Annotated in this window: 16 protein-coding genes; 6 read left to right on the forward strand and 10 right to left on the reverse strand. The window is 65.1% G+C overall.

Going from position 1 to position 18,124, the window contains the following annotated elements; all coding sequences use genetic code 11:
• Positions 1 to 47: 47 nt before the first annotated feature.
• Complete coding sequence (locus P9220_RS17090; RefSeq protein WP_309766195.1) at positions 48 to 662, forward strand: XRE family transcriptional regulator; 615 nt, start codon at positions 48 to 50, stop codon at positions 660 to 662.
• Here the strand turns inward: P9220_RS17090 and P9220_RS17095 are convergent.
• The 8 genes from P9220_RS17095 to P9220_RS17130 all read right to left on the reverse strand — a co-directional run bounded on the left by P9220_RS17095 (position 656) and on the right by P9220_RS17130 (position 9,053).
• Complete coding sequence (locus P9220_RS17095; RefSeq protein WP_309766196.1) at positions 656 to 1,513, reverse strand: phytanoyl-CoA dioxygenase family protein; 858 nt, start codon at positions 1,511 to 1,513, stop codon at positions 656 to 658. The genes P9220_RS17090 and P9220_RS17095 overlap by 7 nt on opposite strands.
• Before the next feature lie 271 nt (positions 1,514 to 1,784).
• Complete coding sequence (locus tag P9220_RS17100) at positions 1,785 to 1,958, reverse strand: stability determinant (protein WP_309766197.1); 174 nt, start codon at positions 1,956 to 1,958, stop codon at positions 1,785 to 1,787.
• A gap of 121 nt (positions 1,959 to 2,079) precedes the next feature.
• Positions 2,080 to 2,928 (reverse strand): IclR family transcriptional regulator, encoded by an 849-nt coding sequence (locus P9220_RS17105; protein ID WP_309766198.1) that lies wholly within the window; start codon positions 2,926 to 2,928, stop codon positions 2,080 to 2,082.
• A 56-nt stretch (positions 2,929 to 2,984) separates the two neighbouring features.
• A complete protein-coding gene (locus tag P9220_RS17110) occupies positions 2,985 to 3,809 on the reverse strand; it encodes a sugar phosphate isomerase/epimerase (protein WP_309766199.1) in 825 nt (274 codons plus the stop codon).
• 10 nt (positions 3,810 to 3,819) lie between these two features.
• Positions 3,820 to 4,431 carry an NIPSNAP family protein gene (locus P9220_RS17115; protein WP_309766200.1) on the reverse strand — a complete coding sequence of 204 codons (612 nt, stop codon included), beginning with the start codon at positions 4,429 to 4,431 and terminating at the stop codon, positions 3,820 to 3,822.
• Entirely contained in the window at positions 4,428 to 6,161 is a 1,734-nt protein-coding gene (locus tag P9220_RS17120) for an FAD-dependent oxidoreductase (protein ID WP_309766201.1), read from the reverse strand. The genes P9220_RS17115 and P9220_RS17120 overlap by 4 nt, the downstream gene beginning before the upstream one ends.
• Positions 6,158 to 7,927 (reverse strand): FAD-dependent oxidoreductase, encoded by a 1,770-nt coding sequence (locus P9220_RS17125; protein ID WP_309766202.1) that lies wholly within the window; start codon positions 7,925 to 7,927, stop codon positions 6,158 to 6,160. Before P9220_RS17125 ends, P9220_RS17120 begins: the two co-directional genes overlap by 4 nt.
• Before the next feature lie 88 nt (positions 7,928 to 8,015).
• Positions 8,016 to 9,053, reverse strand: a complete 1,038-nt coding sequence (locus tag P9220_RS17130) for a Gfo/Idh/MocA family oxidoreductase (protein WP_309766203.1) — start codon at positions 9,051 to 9,053, stop codon at positions 8,016 to 8,018.
• A 186-nt stretch (positions 9,054 to 9,239) separates the two neighbouring features.
• Between P9220_RS17130 and P9220_RS17135 the strand changes: the two genes are divergently transcribed.
• Together P9220_RS17135 and P9220_RS17140 are read left to right on the forward strand one after the other, a co-directional pair.
• On the forward strand, positions 9,240 to 10,067 hold the full coding sequence (locus P9220_RS17135) for a shikimate dehydrogenase (protein ID WP_309766204.1): 828 nt from the start codon (positions 9,240 to 9,242) through the stop codon (positions 10,065 to 10,067).
• Between the two features lie 252 nt (positions 10,068 to 10,319).
• Complete coding sequence (locus tag P9220_RS17140) at positions 10,320 to 10,784, forward strand: hypothetical protein (RefSeq protein ID WP_309766205.1); 465 nt, start codon at positions 10,320 to 10,322, stop codon at positions 10,782 to 10,784.
• Positions 10,785 to 11,044: 260 nt separating this feature from the next.
• Here P9220_RS17140 and P9220_RS17145 read toward each other — a convergent pair whose 3' ends face one another.
• Positions 11,045 to 12,223, reverse strand: coding sequence for a hypothetical protein (locus tag P9220_RS17145; protein ID WP_309766206.1), 1,179 nt, complete (start codon positions 12,221 to 12,223; stop codon positions 11,045 to 11,047).
• A gap of 597 nt (positions 12,224 to 12,820) precedes the next feature.
• Here P9220_RS17145 and P9220_RS17150 point away from each other — a divergent pair.
• Entirely contained in the window at positions 12,821 to 13,300 is a 480-nt protein-coding gene (locus P9220_RS17150) for a hypothetical protein (RefSeq protein WP_309766207.1), read from the forward strand.
• Between the two features lie 14 nt (positions 13,301 to 13,314).
• On the opposite strand, the gene pdxY is transcribed toward P9220_RS17150, so the two are convergent.
• Positions 13,315 to 14,196, reverse strand: a complete 882-nt coding sequence (gene pdxY / locus P9220_RS17155) for a pyridoxal kinase PdxY (RefSeq protein WP_309766208.1) — start codon at positions 14,194 to 14,196, stop codon at positions 13,315 to 13,317.
• Positions 14,197 to 14,602: 406 nt separating this feature from the next.
• Between pdxY and glgC the strand changes: the two genes are divergently transcribed.
• Positions 14,603 to 15,877, forward strand: coding sequence for a glucose-1-phosphate adenylyltransferase (gene glgC, locus P9220_RS17160; protein WP_309766209.1), 1,275 nt, complete (start codon positions 14,603 to 14,605; stop codon positions 15,875 to 15,877).
• Between the two features lie 738 nt (positions 15,878 to 16,615).
• Entirely contained in the window at positions 16,616 to 18,079 is a 1,464-nt protein-coding gene (gene glgA, locus P9220_RS17165) for a glycogen synthase GlgA (protein WP_309766210.1), read from the forward strand.
• The last annotated feature ends 45 nt before the right edge of the window (positions 18,080 to 18,124 follow it).

Consider the following 18,124-nt stretch of genomic DNA (forward strand, 5'->3'; position numbering starts at 1 on the left):
GCGGCCGGTCGCTGATGTATGATCGGAAACAAACGCTCCGTCCCTCCATGAACGCCATTCGCACGAACAACTCGCCCGAACCGTCTCTCGCCGATCTCGGCCGCAGGGTGAGACAGGCGCGCGTCGCGCACGACATGACGCTCGAAACCGCGAGCCGTTTGTGCGGCGTGTCGCGCTCCGCGTTGTCGAAGATCGAGAACGGTCTGATGTCGCCGACTTTCGACGTGTTGCAGAAGATCGTGCGCGGCTTGCGGATCGATCTCGGCGAACTATTCGGCAGCGTCAGCGCGCCCGCCGCGAGCGGCCGCCGCGCTCTGACGCGTTGCAACGAGGGCCAGCGTCATGCGTATCGCGGCTATCAGATGGAATTGCTCGCCACCGATCTCGCGCATAAGGCGATGCTGCCTTTTCGCATCCGCATTTCCGCGCACACGCTCGACGCATTCGATGACTGGGGTCGTCATGAAGGCGAGGAATTCCTGTATGTGATCAGCGGCAGCGTGTGTCTCTATTCGGAACTCTACGCCCCGACGCACCTGAACGCCGGCGACAGCCTCTACTTCGACAGCCGCACCGGCCATGCAGCGATTTCGACGAGCGAAGACGACGCAGAAGTGCTGTGGATGGCCACCGGCGGCAGCGTGCCGCCCGTCGCTCAGTAGCGTTTGGCGTTCGTGCGGCCTTCGGCGTTCGTGGCCTGATCGACGGCTTCCAGATTCTGCGGATACGGGTAGTTCAGGCCGAGCAACTGCCGCATCGTCTTGCTTGCGCGCCTGACGAAGGCTTCGCCGACCATCGCCCGCAGGTCTTCCATCGGCTTGACGAATTTGGGAAGGTACTGGATCAGCACGGCGCTGCGGTCGCGTGGGCTGTGATTCGGCATCGCGCAATGCCAGGTTGCCCCGAAGAACACGATGGCATCGCCCGGTTCCGCCTCCATGCGCGCGGCGCGCTCGAAGAAGCGGTCGCTTTCATTCGGATAGCGAAGCGTATGCTGCGTATGCGGCACGAATGCCGTCGCGCCGGTTTCGGCGGTGAACGGATCGAGCGGAATGGTGACTTGCGCGTTGAGCGGGAAGCTCGTGTTGATGCCGGCCGGAAACGTGGCGGGCATGTGATAGTCCCAGTACGGGTAGTCGATATGCGGCTCCTGTCCCGGCCCGCCGGGCAGAATGCGATTCGCCGCGATGGAGCCCATGACGAAGTCGTCGCCGAGGAAGCGGCGCATCGCCGCGACGATGCTGTCCTGCTCGGCCATCTGCGAGAATACGTCGCCTTTGGCGAGCAGATTCCACACGCGGCGCTGCAAGTGCAGCTTGTCTTCTTGCGCGGCTTGCCCCTGGAAATGCGTGACCGTATGGGCCCGATCGTCGGAATGCGCCATGACGATGCGCCGCGCTTCGCCGATTTGCGTCGCGCTGAACAAGCCTCGTATACAGATGGCGCCGGGGCCGTTCAGCAGGGCATCGACGGCGAGTTCGGGGGTGAATGATTCGGCATCGACTCGTTGCACGGCGGTTTCCTTTTCTTGTGCAGCATTTCGGTCGAACGGATAACGCTGGCGCGCGTGCACGACGTTGATGACTCGATACACGACGATTCAGTTAGGGTGAACGACGATCTCCCACGTGCCAGCAATGCGACCCCGCGAAACAACTCGGGTTTGAGTGCTGCAAGGTCCGGCGCTGCTTCTAGCCCGTCCTTGATCGAGCGCGCTGCCCCGCGATGTATCGAATGATTCGTGAATATCGAAACGTGCTTCGTGGTTCAAAGTGCCTGCAGTGTCAAGCGGCCCTCTCACGAGCACGTTTCTCGGCAGCGAGAATGATCTGCTCCAGTTCATCCATCACCTCCTCATGCCCCACACGCGGCCGCGTATCCGCCATGGACCGCTGCACTTTCGCGCGATACCACTTGTCGTAAGCCTCGGCTTCTTCGACGGTTGTGAATTCGGACACGATGAGGTCGAGCGGGGTAGTGCTATCAATGTCTCGTCTGCCCATGCAAACCATGATACTGCACGGTCAATGCGCCCGTCGCCTCTGCCGTTCGGCCATTCGGAAGGTCGTGAGACCGCCGTCAAACCGCCGTCTTGCGCTTCTTTGCAGCTGCCTTCGCCGGCCCCGAAGCATCCGCCGTCGCCGACGAACGTTTGAAATACGGCGAGCTCAATGTCGCCGCGCCCATATCCGACGCAGCCTCCAGCAACGCAGGCGCCAGTTCCTTGAGCCGCGCGTCGGGCAAGCGGCTCGTCGGCCCGGCGAGGCTCACGACGCCCACCACCGCGCCCGTCACCGGGTGATGAATCGGCGCGGCCATCGAGGTCATGCCGGCCTCGTACGTCTCGCTCGCAATGCCGTATCCGCGCTTTCTCGCCGCGTGCAGGTCCGCGAGAAACTGCTGAATGGTCTTCGGCGCCTTCGGGCCGCTCTGTCCCGGCTTGCCGAGCCCGCCCTGCTTCGATACCAGCGCAAGCGCTTCCTCGTCCGACAACGACGACAGCCACGCCTGCCCGCTCGCCGTGCAATGCAGCGGCGGCTGGCTGCCCATGTCCGGGTCGTAGCGCAGGCCGGACTTCGCGCCCTGCGCCTTGCCGACGAACGTGATGTGATCGTCCTCGACGACGCCGAGCCGCGCCAGTTCCCCCGACGCCGCCGCAAGCCGGTCGAGCACTGGCTGCGAGACATCGAGCACGCCGCCCGTCGACAGATAGATGAGCGCCAGCGACACGAGCTTCAGCGCCAGCATGTACTCGCCGTGATCTTCGTCCTGACGCACATAGCCTTCATCGATCAGCATGGCGAGCAGCCGATGCGTGCCGCTGCGCGGGATGTTGAGCGTATCGGCGATGGTGGCGAGCGGCATGCGCCCGCCGTTCTTTGCGAGCAGTTCGATGATCGACAACGCGCGCTCGAGGTTTCCTGCCATTTTGTTTCTCGTTCGAATGTCCGGTTCGGAATGAGAACACGATTCCACCGCGGAATTCAACCGTATGTCGCATCGAGTACGTTCAGCGTCGCTTCCCGCAGACGCTTCGCGCGTTCGAGCGCCGTCGCGGTTCTCGCCCATTCGTCCATCGGCGCTTCGACGGAAAGCGGCAAATGGTCCGGCAGCGCGCGAAGAATGGCGGCAAGGTCGATGCCGCCTTCGCCCGGCACCCTGCGCGCGCACCGAGCCTGATGCAGCAGCGTCGCCAGATCGGCCGGTCGCTCGGCGGGCGCGTCGCAGAATTGCAGATAGCCGAAGTACTCACGCGGCAGCGCACGCAACGTTTCGACGGACGAGCCGGCGCGATCGAAGTGAATCGGATCGACGATCAAACCCGTATTCGCGCGCCCCGCTGCCTGCACGATGCGCGCGCCCTGCACGATGTCCTTCACGTCGGTCCACGGCATCGGTTCGAGGCTCGGCGCGAGGCCGTAGGGCTTCGCGAGATCGCACAACTGCGCGAGCCGATCCGCGGTGCGCGCCTCATCGGGATCGTTGCCCGCGACGAGCACGAAGCGCGCGCCCAGCTCGGCGGCGGTATCGAGCATCGGCGCGTAGTCGGCGACATTCGTGTCGGGCCTGAGCCGCAAAATCTCGGTATCGAGCACGCCGATGCCCGTATCGCGCAGGGCCGCGAGCGTCTCGCGCTTGAGCGGCGTCGCGCCGACGATCTCGTGCCGCACCTCGGTCTCGGTCGCGGGCAGCAGCCGCAGGCCGACGAAATCGTAGCCCGCTTGCGCGGCGCACTCGACCATCTGCGGCGGCGTCAGTTCGAGCACCGTGAGGGCGGAGAGCGACAGCTTGCGTGTTGGCGTCGTCATGTCGCGATCCTCAGCGCAGCGGCGAAAACGGCGCAGGCACGTAAATGGTGGATTCCATCGTCGTGAGATGCGCGGGGCCTCCCTTCGGCGGCCAGATGCCGTCTTTCACCGCTTCGGCGCGAATGCGCGAGCGCTCGTCCACGCTCTTGTACGGCCAGATGTTGAGAAAACGCGGCACGGCGCCGTCGAGTGCGAACATCGCCCCGGTCAGCGGCGAACGCCTGGTGCGCTCGGGGACGGCGTTCTCCCACGCGTCGATGGTGTGCTGCAGGCTCGCGAGCTTCGTGCCGTAGACCCGCATCTCGTAGATGCCGCCATGCTCGGCAGGCTGGATCGGCGGGAGAAACGGAAAGAGCGCGTAGCCGTGCACTTCGACATCGGTGACGAACTCGCCGCAGCCGAAGGGATTGCCTTCGAGCAGAAGCCGCCTGCGCTCGCCGATCAACGCCGCTTCCGATTCGAAACCGCGCAGCACCATCACACGGCCGAGCACGCCGATATCCGAATACCAGCAGCCGAGCAGCGTCGAACCGGGCTGCGCGGCGCTCGCCTGAATGTTTTCGAAGACCTGCGCGTTCGTGCCGATTTTGACCGTGAGCGTCACTGTGTCGTAAAGATTCATGAGAGGGTCCTTGCGTGAATGGGGAGTGGATCGCGTGGCGCATCGACGGGCCGTGCGAGGTCGTGTCCCGCGAGATAGCCGAACGTCATCGCCGGTCCGAGCGTGATGCCGCCCGCCGGATAATGGCCGCCCATCATGCTGGCCGCGTCGTTGCCCACGGCGTAGAGGCCGGCAATCGGCGTGCGCGTCGAGTCGAGCACGCGGGCGCGGGCATCGTTGGCCAGTCCCGCGAACGTGCCGAGGCTGCCGGGCAGCACCTTCACCGCGTGAAACGGACCGTCAACGATTGGCGCAACGCATGGATTCGGCTTTTGCGATGCATCGCCCTGTATGCGGTTGTACGGCGTCGATCCCTTGCCGAACTGCGGATCGGCGCCGTATTCCGCATGCGCGTTGTAGCGCGCGACGGTTTCGCTCAACGCCTCGGCGTCGATGCCGCATCGACCGGCGAGCGCCTCGATCGTCGGCGCGGTGATCAGATAGCCCGAGCGCTCATGCGGATGCAGCGGGAACGGAAACGGCTTCGCCGCACCGAGCCCGTAGCGCCGCTGAAAACGATGATCGCAGACGAGCCACGCGCAAACTTCATCGCCGGGCGGCGTGACGTCGATCATCGCGGAGACGAAGTCGTAATACGACGACGCCTCATTCACGAAGCGCCGCCCCGCGCGCGTTACCGCGATCACGCCCGGCTTGGCCCGCTCGATCAGATGCGCGAACGCGACGGCATCGCCATCGCGCCTGGGCGCAAGCGATACGGGCGCCCACGCCGCCGGCGCTTTCAGCGATGCATCGAAATGCGCGCCGGCCGCTTCGCCTAAACGCACGCCGTCGCCCGTATTGCTGCGCGGCGCGGCGGACCAATGCTCATCGCCCGATGGCGTGTAGGCGAAAGTGCACGCGCGGCGGGCGCGGTCATGCGGATAGCCGCCGCACGCGAGCACGACGCCTCGCCGCGCGACGACGTCACTCAGCACGCCGTTCATCTCCACGCGCGCGCCCGTCACGCGTGCGCCGTCGCGTATCAGTTCGACCGCCTTCGCGCGTGTCTCCAGCCGCACGCCGAGATCGGCGGCGGACTTCAGAAGCCGCGCGACGAGCGCGTTGCCGTTCACGAGATGCATCGAGCGGCCATGGCGCAGCTTGTGCATCGCGAACGCGGCCAGGCGCTTCGTGACATGCCACAGCGACCGCGCCGAACGCGTCGCGTTGAAGAAATGCGCGAGGTCTTGCCCCGATGCGATCGCCATGCCGTCGATCGTCATCTCCGTGAGCGGCGCACGCAATTTGCCGATGAGCGGGCCGAGCGCGCGGCCATCGAAGGGCATCGCGCACACGGAGCGGCCGCCGCTGCCCGCGCCTCGTGTCGTGTGAAAGTCGGGAATGCGATTGCCGTCGACGAAGCGCATCGACGTATTGCGCTCGAAGAACTCGATCATGCGCGGGCCGTGCTCGATGAGCGCATCGGCTTTCGCAGCGTCATAGTGCGTGCCGAGTTCGTTGCGCAGATAGGTGCGCGGCGCATCGGCATGTTCGACGATACCCGCGCGCATCGCGAGCGGATTGCGCGGTATCCACATCCAGCCGCCCGACCATGCGGTCGTTCCGCCGAACACGTCCTCCTTCTCACACACGATGACCGACAAACCGAGCGTTGCCGCAGTGACGGCCGTCGACAGCCCGCCTGCGCCCGAGCCGAGCACGAGGACATCGCATTGCAGCGCGCTCATGATGCCTGCACCCGCGCTTCTTCGCGTGCATCGGCATGTCCGGCTTGCGGCGATGTCGCCCGCGCCGCCGCATGCCGTCCGGCCAGATAGGCGAAAGCAAGCCCCGGCCCGAGCGTGATGCCCGGCCCCGGATAGACGCCGCCCATGACCGACTGCATGTCGTTGCCGCAAGCGTAAAGGCCGGCGATCGGCTGGTCGTCGCGGTTCAAGACGCGCGCGCTGGTATCCGTGACGAGTCCGGTCGCCGCACCGATATCGCCGGGATAAAGCCGCACTGCGTAGAACGGCGCGCGCGCGATCGGGCCGAGACACGGATTCGGCCCCGTCCAGTTGGCGTCGCCGTTCACGCGCTGATAGTCGGTGGCGCCGCGCTGAAACTCAGGATCGACGCCCGTTTGCGCATATCGATTCATGCGCGCGACGCTGTCCGCGAGCCCCGCCTGGTCGATGCCGAGCTTCGCCGCGAGTTCGTCGAGCGTGGCGGCGTGCGTGAGATAGCCGTCGTCGATAAAGGGCTTGAGTCGCTTGCCTCCGGGCCGAACCATGCCGAGACCATACTTTCTCAATCCTTCGGAATCCGTAACGAGATAGGCGGGAACTGTCGCGCTCGCGCGATCGTCCTTCTGCATCGCGATGCCGAAAAGGTGATACGACGTGTTTTCGTTGAGGAAGCGCTTGCCGCTTTCATCGACGACGATCATGCCCGGCTTGCCGCGATCCATCAGAAAATGCGGGAACACGGCTGTCGTGCCATCGGCCCGTTTGCGCACGGAAACCGGTGCCCAGAACGCGTGCGACAACGCCCCTTCGCCAAAGCGCGCGCCCACGGCAAGCGCGAGATCCTGCGCGCGCCCGGCGTGCCCCGGCGCGCCCGGACACCATGCGGCATCGGCGCCCGGCAGCATAGCGGCGCGTCGCGCGGGGTGACGATTGAAGCCGCCGCTTGCGAGAATGACACCGCCCGTCACCGCAACGCGCCGCCGCTCGGCGCCCTGAACGAGCGTCACGCCATCGATACCCCGCTCGCTCTTGTTCAGCGCCTCGACCGTCGTGCGCGTCAGCACCGTGACGCCGCGCTGCATCAGCGAAAGAAGCAGGCGGCCGATCAGCGCGTTACCCATGACGAGCCGCGTGCCGCGCGGGGATCCGATGCGGTCGCGCGCATGACGCGCCAGCAGCTTCGCCGCATGTTTGAACGACGCGAACGATTTCGTCATCCTAAGCAGATGCGCGATATCGTCGCGATCGATCATCATGCCGCCCAGCACGGTGAACTCCGGAATCGGCGGACGAATGAGCCCGAATGCGCGGCCCAGCTTGCGGCCATCGAAGGGCAGCGGCTCCAGCGCGCGGCCGCAGAGCGTCGAGCCTTCGAGTTCCGAGAGATAGTCGGGATGAAACGGGCGCGCGCGATATTTCACATCGGAGTTCGCTTCGATATGCGCGACCGGCTTCGGTCCTGCATCCAGAAACGCGCGGCGCATCGCGGCGCTGCTGCGTGCGCCGACCGCGCGGGTCAGAAAGGCTTCCGCCGTAGCCGGCGAATCCTCGCGATTCACGCTCGCCATGTGCATCGACGCGGGAATCCACGTCGTGCCCGCCGAATAGGCGGTTGTTCCGCCGACATGCTCCGTGCTTTCGACGAGCAGCACGCGCGCCCCGTCGATCGCCGCGAACAGCGCCGCCGACATGCCCGCGCCGCCCGCGCCGATCACGACTACATCGAACGACTCGTTGCCGCTCAGGCTCGTTAGCGTCTCCACCATCTTTCGCTCCTTAATCGGAACTTGATTTGATTGTGGAATGCTATTCCAGAACCGCGCCGCCTGCCAAGCAGTTTTTGGCGATGCCTCGTCAGCAGGCGGGCGCGACCGGCGCGCGCTCCTGCGCCGATCGATGCACCGCGAGCGTCGCGGCGAGCGTGCGCGCGCCGTCATCGCCGGAACAGAGCGGCGTTTCCGTTCCGTCGATCACGGCCGCGAAGTGGCGCAGTTGCTCGTGATACGGATCGCCGGCGTGCGGCGCGGCGCGCTCGACGGTCAGCGGATCGTGCCAGCCTTTGGCCGCGCGATACTCCCAGACGTCGAGCTGCGGCAATGCGAGCGACGCATCCGTGCCGGAGACGAAGTGCGTGTTGACGCTCTGCCGCGGATAGTGCGCCGCCTCGCCTGCCGCCAGATCCCAGTTCCACGGCGATACCGCGCAGTCCGACACCGTCAGCGTGCCGAGCGCGCCGTTCGCGAAGCGCAGCAACACGGCGGCCGTATCCTCGACCTCGAAGCCGCGCACCGCGTTCGACGTCAGCGCCTGCACTTCCACGATTTCGCCGAGCAGGAACCGCATCATGTCGATGTCGTGGATCAGATTGATCAGCACCGGGCCGCCGCCCGCTCGCCTGCGCCAGTCGACATCGAAGTAGGGATCGGGCTTGTAGAACGTCGCGAGCGCGTTCGCCGCCACCGGCTTGCCTATGCGTCCGCTCGCCACGATTTCCCGGGCGCGCCGCAGAATCGGGCTATGACGCCGGTGATGCCCGACGAGCAGCGGCACACGGGCCTTCGCGGCGGCATCGACGAGTACGCGCGCCTGTTCAACGGTATCGGCGATGGGCTTCTCGATCAGCACAGGAATGCCGCGCGCGATGCACGCGAGCCCCGCATCGACGTGCGTTGCGTTCGGCGTCGCGACGATGACGCCGTCGGGCGATGCCGCGTCGAGCATCGCGTCGATGGTGGCGAAGCAGCTTGCGCCGTGCTCTCGCGCGAACGTCTGCGCGCCCGCTGACGGATCCGCCACCGCGACGACCTCGCAGTCCGGGTGCAGCCGCGCCCGCTCGATATGCATCCGTCCGATGGCTCCCGCTCCCGCAATTGCCAGCCGTTTCTTGGTCATGCGCGTGTTCCTCCAGATTGCTGTGGTTGAAAATAGTCGACAGTTAGTTGCCTTACACAATAATCCGCATTTGTTGAATGCTATTCCATTTTCAACTACAGTTTCGTTCGTGCGTTGACGAATTTTTTCATCGATCATTACGCGCCCGGCATTCAACGGCGGGCGCTTCAAGGAGACATCGACAGCATGGCGCAGGACACAACCTTTTCCGCATCCCTCGATAAGGGCTTGAGCGGTGCAACGCGCGTCTATTTCATCGTCGGCGATCCGATCGCGCAGGTGCGCTCGCCGTCCGGCGTGACGGCGGCCTTGCGCGCAACCGGACGCGACGCGATCGTGATTCCGGCGCATGTCGCGCCCGCCGACCTCGACGCGTTCTTCGCCGGCGTCACGCGGATGCAGAACGTCGATGGCGTCATCATCACGGTGCCGTACAAATTCAGCGCGACGAAGTATTGCGGCACGCTCGCGAGCGAATCCGCATTTCTCGGCGCGACGAACATGCTCCGACGCAACGCCGACGGCACATGGCACGGCGCAATGTCCGACGGCGTCGCCATGGTCGCGGCGCTCGCGGACGCGGGCTGCGAGCCGCAGGGCAAGCGCGCGCTGCTGATCGGCGCGGGCGGCGCGGGTTCGGCCATCGGCCATGCGCTCGTCGAGGCGGGAGTGGCGACGCTCGCCATCCGCGATTTCGATGCCGCGCGCACCGACGCCCTCGCCTCACGGCTCGCAACGCTCGGGCGCGGCACGGTCCGTATCGCCGATGATGCGGGCGCCGAGACGTACGACATCGTCGTGAATGCGTCGCCGGCGGGCATGAGGCCGGGCGATCCGCTGCCGATCGACGTATCGCGCCTGACGCCTGCGACTTTCGTCGGCGATGTCGTGACGAAGCCGCCGCTCACGCCGTTCATCGAAGCGGCGCGCGCGCGCGGCTGTCCGACCGTCACCGGCACGCAGATGTTCGGGCGCGTGTGCGACGCGATCGTCAACTATCTGATCGAGGGCTGACGCTGACCCAAGCGCCGTTGGGAATCGGAGCAGTCTGGTTCAAACGGCCGGCGCGTTGCTGCACCATAGCGCCGCGCCATCGTCCCCTCGGGAGCGCACGCCGGCCCCGCATCGCAAAAAGCCGCACTCGTGGCTTGCATCGAGCAGCCGCCCTTTCACGGGCGGCATTTTTTTATCCGATGCTCCCGCCGCGACACCACCGCGACGCCGCCGGCGGACATAGAGGGTCAATCAGAGGTCAACGAAGCTGTGATGAATTTCAACGAACGCATCTTTAATCGCGCGGCGCGGGCATGCGCCGCCGTCGCCGCACTGGCGCTGCTTGCGGCATGCGCGAGCGGACCGGGCGCATCCACCGCGATTCCGCCGGATGCGAAACTCGCGAGCGGACGCGTCGCGGGCAAGCAATATCTGACGACGGTCGCGACCGGCGCGGCGGCGTCGTCGGGGCCGAGCGTCGGCGTGGGCGCGGGCGGCATCGGCGGCGGCGGATGGAGCGGCGTTGGCGCGGGCGCAGGCCTGAGCTTCGACCTGACGAGTCTCTTCGACCGAAGCCCGGAGCCGACGGCGAAGGTCTATCGCTACAGCATTCAGACGCGCGACGGCGCGAGACGAGAGATCGACAGCACGCTCGATCTGCCGGACGGCGCGTGCGTGACCACCATCGATTCAGGGCAGCCGGGTTATCCGCGACTGATGTCATCGAACGAATGTTGAGGAGGCGGCGTATCGGGGCATCGGCATAAGCGCGGCGAACCGAAACGCACTGCTTCAAACAGACGATTGAGCCGGTCATCGGCATTTGCCATACTGACCGGGATCCAGTTGTCTCCTCACGCGTCCGTTCCCCGACAGGGACAGTCTCGCAACGGACGCGCTCTCGCCGCCTACCACCTCGGGCGGCTTTTTTTTGCGCCCAAAGAAAAAGCCGCCGTTGCGGGAACGGCGGCTTCATCCGGCAAGTTCAACTCACACGCTTACTGCGCTTCGTACCAGTTGTACTGGGCGATGGAACTGATAGGAGGCGTTCCGACCTGCAGCGTGATCTCGCGCAGCGAACCGAGCTGGATGTTGCGCGGATCGCCCATGTAGCGGCGGATGTCGCCGTTATCGCGGATATACACCACGACGTCCCCGCTCAGGCCGGCGACGTTCGTCACCGTGAGCGGCTCGCCCCAGATATCGAAGAACTGACCGAGCGTGAACACCTTGTTGTACGGCGTTTCGACGTGAATGATGCCGGTGTTGTCGTGCGTATGCAGTTCATAGTTGCACGAGCCGGGAAGCCCGATATTGGCCGGCAGCGCACGCGCTTGCCCGTTATAGACGATCGACAGATGCGTATGCACGTGATACGTCTCGGTCATCCCCGATCCGCAGATGACGCCATCCACCGGGGAGCCCTTTCCGCCCGTCGAGGTCGAGCCGTCCGGCCAGTAAAGGCTGCCCACCGTGCCGCCATAGGTCAGCGTGATCGGCGTGGCGGCGAGCGCCGGCGGATTGGTCCACGTGTAGGTCGGAATTTGCGTGAGCGGCGTGCCGACTTCCAGCGTCACTTCGCCATTGCGCGGCAGCACGAGGCTCGACAGGTCGCCGGTGTACTTGGTGAGCGCGCCGCCCGTGTTCACCCATGCCGTGACCGGTCCGGTGACGCCCGCAACGTTCGTCGACGACAGCGGCTCGCCCCAGACGGCGAAGAACTGGCCCAGCGTGTATTGCGTGTTGGTCGTCGCATCGATGCGGATCTTGCCGCTCGCGTCGTCGGTATGGACCGGATACACGCAGCCGCGCTGCAGCGTCAGGCTCGAGCCCAGGGTGCCGATGTTCGCCGGTAGCGCGAGCTGCTTGCCGTTCTGGTAGATGGAAAGATGCGAGTAGGTGTACGAGGCGCCTGCCGGTGCGCAGCTCAGGCCGCCGACCGGCTGGCCGGTGCTGCCGCCGCTTGCCGTCGAGCCATCGGGCCATTGCGACGCGCCGATCGTGGTGCCGTCGATGACGGCCGTGGCTGCGGCGAGCGTGGGCGTCGTGGTGGCCGGCGTGCTCGCGCCGGAGGGCGCCCCCGCGCCGGAGCCGGACGAGGTGCTCGACGAATCGTCTCCGCCGCCTCCGCAACCGGCCAGCACGACGAGCGCCGCCGCCGAAGCAATCGCACTCATCCAATATGCACGCTTTCCTTCTTTCATGTCTCAACTCCGCTTTTCGTTAATCAAACTCTTGTGGCGAGGGGCGCATTTAAACGCACGACGCATTAGATGGCATGCGCGTGCATGCCTTGTCCGCGTGAATCGAGCACACTCGCAAAACTAGTGAAAACGGCATAAGACAGACAGAACGATTCGTTCCGCTCCGGGCGCGGGTCTTATGCACGCAAGTTTTGCCGTGTATGGCCACGGCGGTTCGGTCGATTTAGCCGACCTCGTGCCGAAGGCCACGGAATAACGCCCGGACGGGCGCGGGTTAATCAATCACCGAACAGTGATTAATATGAATCGCAATACAGTCAATACGGCGAGCGATTTCGCCGGTGAGACGAAGCGTAACGTTCAAACTGCGTCGTCGCAAGTGGGAATGTGCCGCATTTCTCCGCGAGCGGATTTTAGCCGTGGATTTAATCGTTCATATGGTCATACTCAACCATCGCGGAAGACAAAATAAAGTATTAATCCGCAATCCGGCCGAAAACGCCGATTGACAGCGCCGACAGCCGCATGAAAGCATCCCGGCGCAGTCTCCTTACCCGACCGGAGCACTCCATGATCTTCCACGCATCCATTCCCGCCCGCGACCCCAAGCACGTCGCTCACGTACTCGCCGAACTGTGGGACGGCTTCGCCGCGCCCTTCTCGCCGTTTCCGGATGCCTGGATGGCCGTGGCCGGCGACGATCGCGGCAGCATCATCGAGGTGTATCCGGGCGATCGCGTCATCACGCCGGGCGGCGGCCAGGAGACCAGCGTGACTTATGGCGCGGGTTCGGCGGAGCGCCCGCAGTACAGCGCGTTCCATATGGCGATCGGCACGCGGCTGAGCGCCGGGCAGGTGATGGCGATCGGCGAGCGCGAAGGATGGCGCACGGTGCGATGCACGCGCGGCAACGATTTCTTCGATGTGATCGAGTTCTGGGTCGAGAATTCGACGATGCTCGAATTCCTCACGCCCGAGATGCAGGCTCAATACCTTGCGTTCGCCACGCCCGAGAACTTCAGGGCGATGGCAGCCGCCGCGGCTGCCTGATCCCGGTGCGAAGCTCAGCCGCGCCGCGCGGCCTCGCCGCCCGTCACGCGGATAGCCGGGAACCGATCCGTGGGCTTCGCGATTTCATCCTGCGAAGCCACGATTTCGAGCTCGTAACGGCCGGCATCGTAGGTTGTCTTGACGACGGCGTTCACCGCCGCGAGCGTATGTTCGAGCGCATTGCGCAGGGAATCGCCGAGCAGCGTGCGCGCGACGAACACCGCGCTCGTCAGATCGCCGACGCCGACCGGTTGCCGCGCGAACGGGTACAACGGCCGCTGCGCGAACCATGCTTCGCCCGACGTGACGGCGAGCATGTTGAACGTGTCGGCGCGGCTGTTGCGATCCAGCAGATGCTTGACCAGCATGATGCGCGGTCCGCGAGCAATCACTTCGCGGCAGGCATCCACCGCTTCTTCCACCGTTTCGATGGTGCGCCCGACGAGCTTCTCCAGTTCGGTGTGGTTCGGCATCATCGCGTCGGCGACGGTGGGCATGGTCGTGACCAGAAAATCTTCGATGCCCGGCGCGACCGTGCAGCCGCCTGTCGTGCCCATGACCGGATCGCAGAAGTAAAGCGCGCGCGGATTCACCGCCTTCACCATCTTCACGATCTCGACGACCGCCCGGCCTTGTTCGGTTGCACCGAGATAGCCCGACAGCACCGCGTTGCAGCGGCCCAGCACGCCGATCGCGCCGATGCCTTCGATCACGCCCTGCAGTTCGTCGGCATCGACCACGCCGCCGGTCCAGCGGCCGTATTGCGTGTGATTCGAAAACTGAACCGTATTGAGCGGCCACACGTTGACGCCGAGCCTGCGCATGGGAAACACCGCCGCGCTGTTGCCCGCATGCCCGAAGACGACGTGCGACTGGATACTCAGGACGTTATTCATAGTGCGATTCCGGGGCGAGACATGGGCGTTGAGCGGCGGGCGTGCGGGCCAGGCACGCCCGAACGTGCTCCGTATTGTGCCGTGCCTCGACGCGCTGCGGCATGGTGTGTCCGTTATAAATTGCGGCAAAGCTGCCCGGCCAGTCGCGCGCCTGCAACAGCCTCCGAGTGCGCGACGGCATGATGCTTGCTCCTTCCGTCGCCGATGCCGTGCACTCGTGGGCCGCGGACATATGCGTTGAGCCACGCGATAAAAAATCGAACGACTTCAGCACACGAATTCGAAGGCGCGCCGGATAATGCAACGACTGCACGAGGCGCATCGCCCGCGCACAGCCATCACACGAGGACCCGCGCACCACCCGCATACACGACATCAACGAAGCTAAGTCAAATCAGGAGCTGACATGGAGACGCCGTCTAAGAATCGCACCGATTTGCAAAAGTCGACCCTCGCCATCGTCCTTGCCGGCGGGCGCGGCACGCGTCTCGGGCCGCTCACGGACAAACGCGTGAAGCCCGCCGTCCACTTCGGCGGCAAATATCGCATCGTCGATTTCGCGCTGTCCAACTGCCTCAACTCGGGCATTCGCCGCATCGCGGTCGTCACGCAATACAAGGCGCATTCGCTGTTGCGCCATCTGCAGCGCGGCTGGGGCTTCCTGCGCGGCGAGTTCAACGAATTCATCGATATCTGGCCCGCGCAGCAGCGCGTCGATTCGAGCTGGTATCGCGGCACCGCCGATGCCGTCTTCCAGAATCTCGACATCATCCGCTCCATCGCGCCGCAATTCATCATCGTGCTCGCGGGCGATCATGTCTACAAGATGGATTACACGCGCATGGTGCTCGACCACGTCGAGAGCGGCGCGGACTGCACGGTCGGGTGCATCGAAGTGCCGCGCATGGAGGCGACCGCTTTCGGCGTGATGCATGTCGATGAAAACCGCCGCGTCACCGACTTCCTGGAGAAGCCCGCCGATCCGCCCGCGATGCCCGGCAAGCCGGATATCGCGCTCGCGAGCATGGGCATCTACGTGTTCAGCGCGAAGTATCTGTATCACTTGCTGGAAGAGAACATCGCCGCATCGAGCACGGATCACGACTTCGGCAAGGACATCATTCCGCGCGTGGTGACGAGCGGCCGCGCGATCGCGCATCCGTTCAGCATGTCGTGCGTGACGTCCGACGCGGATCCGAACGCGCCGGCGTACTGGCGCGATGTCGGCACCGTCGATGCCTACTGGGCAGCGAATCTCGACCTTGCATCGACGATTCCTCAGCTCGACCTGTACGACCGCAACTGGCCGATCTGGACGAATCAGGAGCAACTGCCGCCGGGCAAGTTCGTGCGCGACCTGAACGGGCAACAAGGGGCGATCACGAATCTGCTCGTGTGCGGCGGCTGTGTGATCTCGGGATCGCAAGTGTCGAAGTCGGTGTTTTCGTCGGCAGTGCGGGTGCATTCGTTCTGCAACATCAACGAGGCGGTCCTGTTGCCGCAAGTCACCGTCGGACCGAGTTGCCGATTGCAGCGCGTCGTGGTGGATCGCGGCTGCACGGTGCCGGAGGGACTCGTGATCGGCGAAGACCCGGACGATGACGCCGCGCGCTTCTTCCGCACGGAGTCGGGCGTGACGCTCGTCACGCGCGAGGCGCTTGCGCGGCTCGGGCAGCGTTAGTGCAGCAGGCGCGCTTTAGCCGTCGGGAGCGAAGTCGATTGAAAACCGACCGCGATGATGCCGGAGCGAAGCGTTGCACCGCTTGCTCCGGTGCGCGCGTCGCCACGTTGCATGGCCATTTTCTGGTTCGGGACGGGAGTAGAAGGCGGTGAAGCGCCAGCTCTGGTCGACCGCCGCTTTGTGGAATGGACCAGGGTAAGGCGCTGAAGCGCCAGTTTCGTCGACCGTCAATTTTGTAGTTTGGGACCGGAGTGAGGCGCTAAAGCGCCAGTTCCATCGATCGTCACTTTGTAGTTTGGGACCGGAGCAAGGCGCTAAAGCGCCAGTTCCGTCGATCGTCACTTCGTGGAATGGAATCGGAGTAAGACGCTGAAGCGCCAACGCCGGTCGACCGCCACTTTATGGCATGGGACCAGACTAAGGCGCTGAAGCGCCAACTCTGATCGACCGCCACTTCGTGGCATGGGACCAGAGTAAGGCGCTAAAGCGCCAACGCCGGTCGACCGCCACTTTATGACGTGGGACCGGAGTAAGGCGCTGAAGCGCAAACTCCGGCCGACCGCCACGTTGTGACATGGGACCAGAGTAAGGCGCTAAAGCCCCAACTCTGATCGACCGCCACTTTATGACATGGGACCAGAGTAAGGCGCTAAAGCGCCAACTCTGGTCGACCGCCACTTCGTGGCATGGGACCAGAGTAAGGCGCTAAAGCGCCAACTCTGGTCGACAGGAGCGCCAATGACCGTATGCGTGCTGCACGTCGCAGCAGAAATGTTTCCGCTTCTGAAAACCGGCGGCCTCGCCGATGTCGCCGGCGCACTGCCGCCCGCCCAATCGCAACTGGGCATGGACGTGCGCGTCGTGCTGCCCGGCTTCCCCGCCGTGCTGGCAGGCCTCGACGATCTCACGCCCGTCGCCGATCTCGGAACCGCCTTCGGCGCCGCCGACGTCCGCCTCGAACGCGGCGTGCTGAAACCGCACGGAGTCGTCGTCTACGTCGTGCGCGCCGACGCCTTCTATGATCGCCCCGGCAATCCGTATCTCGATGCCGCGCATCGCCCGTATGCGGACAACGACCGCCGCTTCGCACTGCTCGGCTGGACCGCGGCGCGTATCGCCACCGGTGTCGATCCCGACTGGAAGCCGCACATCGTCCACGCGCACGACTGGCACGCAGGCCTCGCGCCAGCCTATCTGCGCGCGTTCGAGCGCGGCGGCGCACCGCATGTCGCAAGCGTGATGACCGTGCATAACCTCGCCTATCAGGGCGTCTTCCCCGCGTCGCAATTCGGCACGCTCCAGTTGCCGGACGATTTCTACGCAGTCGACGGCCTCGAGTTCTACGGCCACGTCTCCTTCCTGAAGGCGGGGCTCTTCTACGCCGACCGCATCACCACCGTCAGCCCGACCTACGCCCGCGAGATTCAGACGCAGGCACACGGCGCGGGACTGCACGGCCTCCTGCAGACCCGCACGCACGACATCAGCGGCATCCTGAACGGCGTCGACTATACGATCTGGAGCCCTTCGGTCGACGACGCCATCGCCTCCCGCTACACGGCCGCCAAGCCGGCCGCCAAGAGCAGATGCAAGACGGCGCTGCAGGAACGCGTCGGCATCACGCGCGACGAGGACGCCCTGCTCTTCGGCGTCGTCAGCCGGTTGACCGAACAAAAGGGACTCGACCTGCTGCTCTCGGCGGTGCCCGACATCGTGCAGCGCGGCGGGCAACTCGTCGTGCTCGGCACCGGCGACCCGGCGCTCGAAGCCGGCATGAAGAACGCGGCGGCGGCGCATCCCGGCGCGGTCGCGGTGGTGCTGGGTTTCGATGAGACGCTCTCGCATTCGATCATCGCGGGCAGCGACGTCGTCATGGTGCCGTCGCGCTTCGAGCCCTGCGGGCTGACGCAGCTTTATGCTCTCGCCTACGGCGCGCTGCCGCTCGTGCATCGCGTGGGCGGACTCGCGGATACCGTCGCCGATTGCTCGCTCGAAAATCTCGCGGACGGGCTCGCGACGGGCTTCGTCTTCGAACACTTCGACCGCGCGGGCATCGTCGCGGCAATCCGCCGGGCATTCGCGCTCAAGGGACGCCGCACGGAGTGGAAGGCCGTCGTCAAGCGCGCGATGGCGCAGAATTTCGGCTGGGAATCGGCGGCGCTCCGTTACGCGGACGTCTATCAGGGGCTGCTTGCGTCGTGACGCGGGCGCGTCCCTTGCTCGCCAGCGATGCATTCACACGACAGC

Source organism: Caballeronia sp. LZ016, from assembly GCF_031450805.1.
In the GTDB taxonomy this organism is placed as follows: domain Bacteria; phylum Pseudomonadota; class Gammaproteobacteria; order Burkholderiales; family Burkholderiaceae; genus Caballeronia.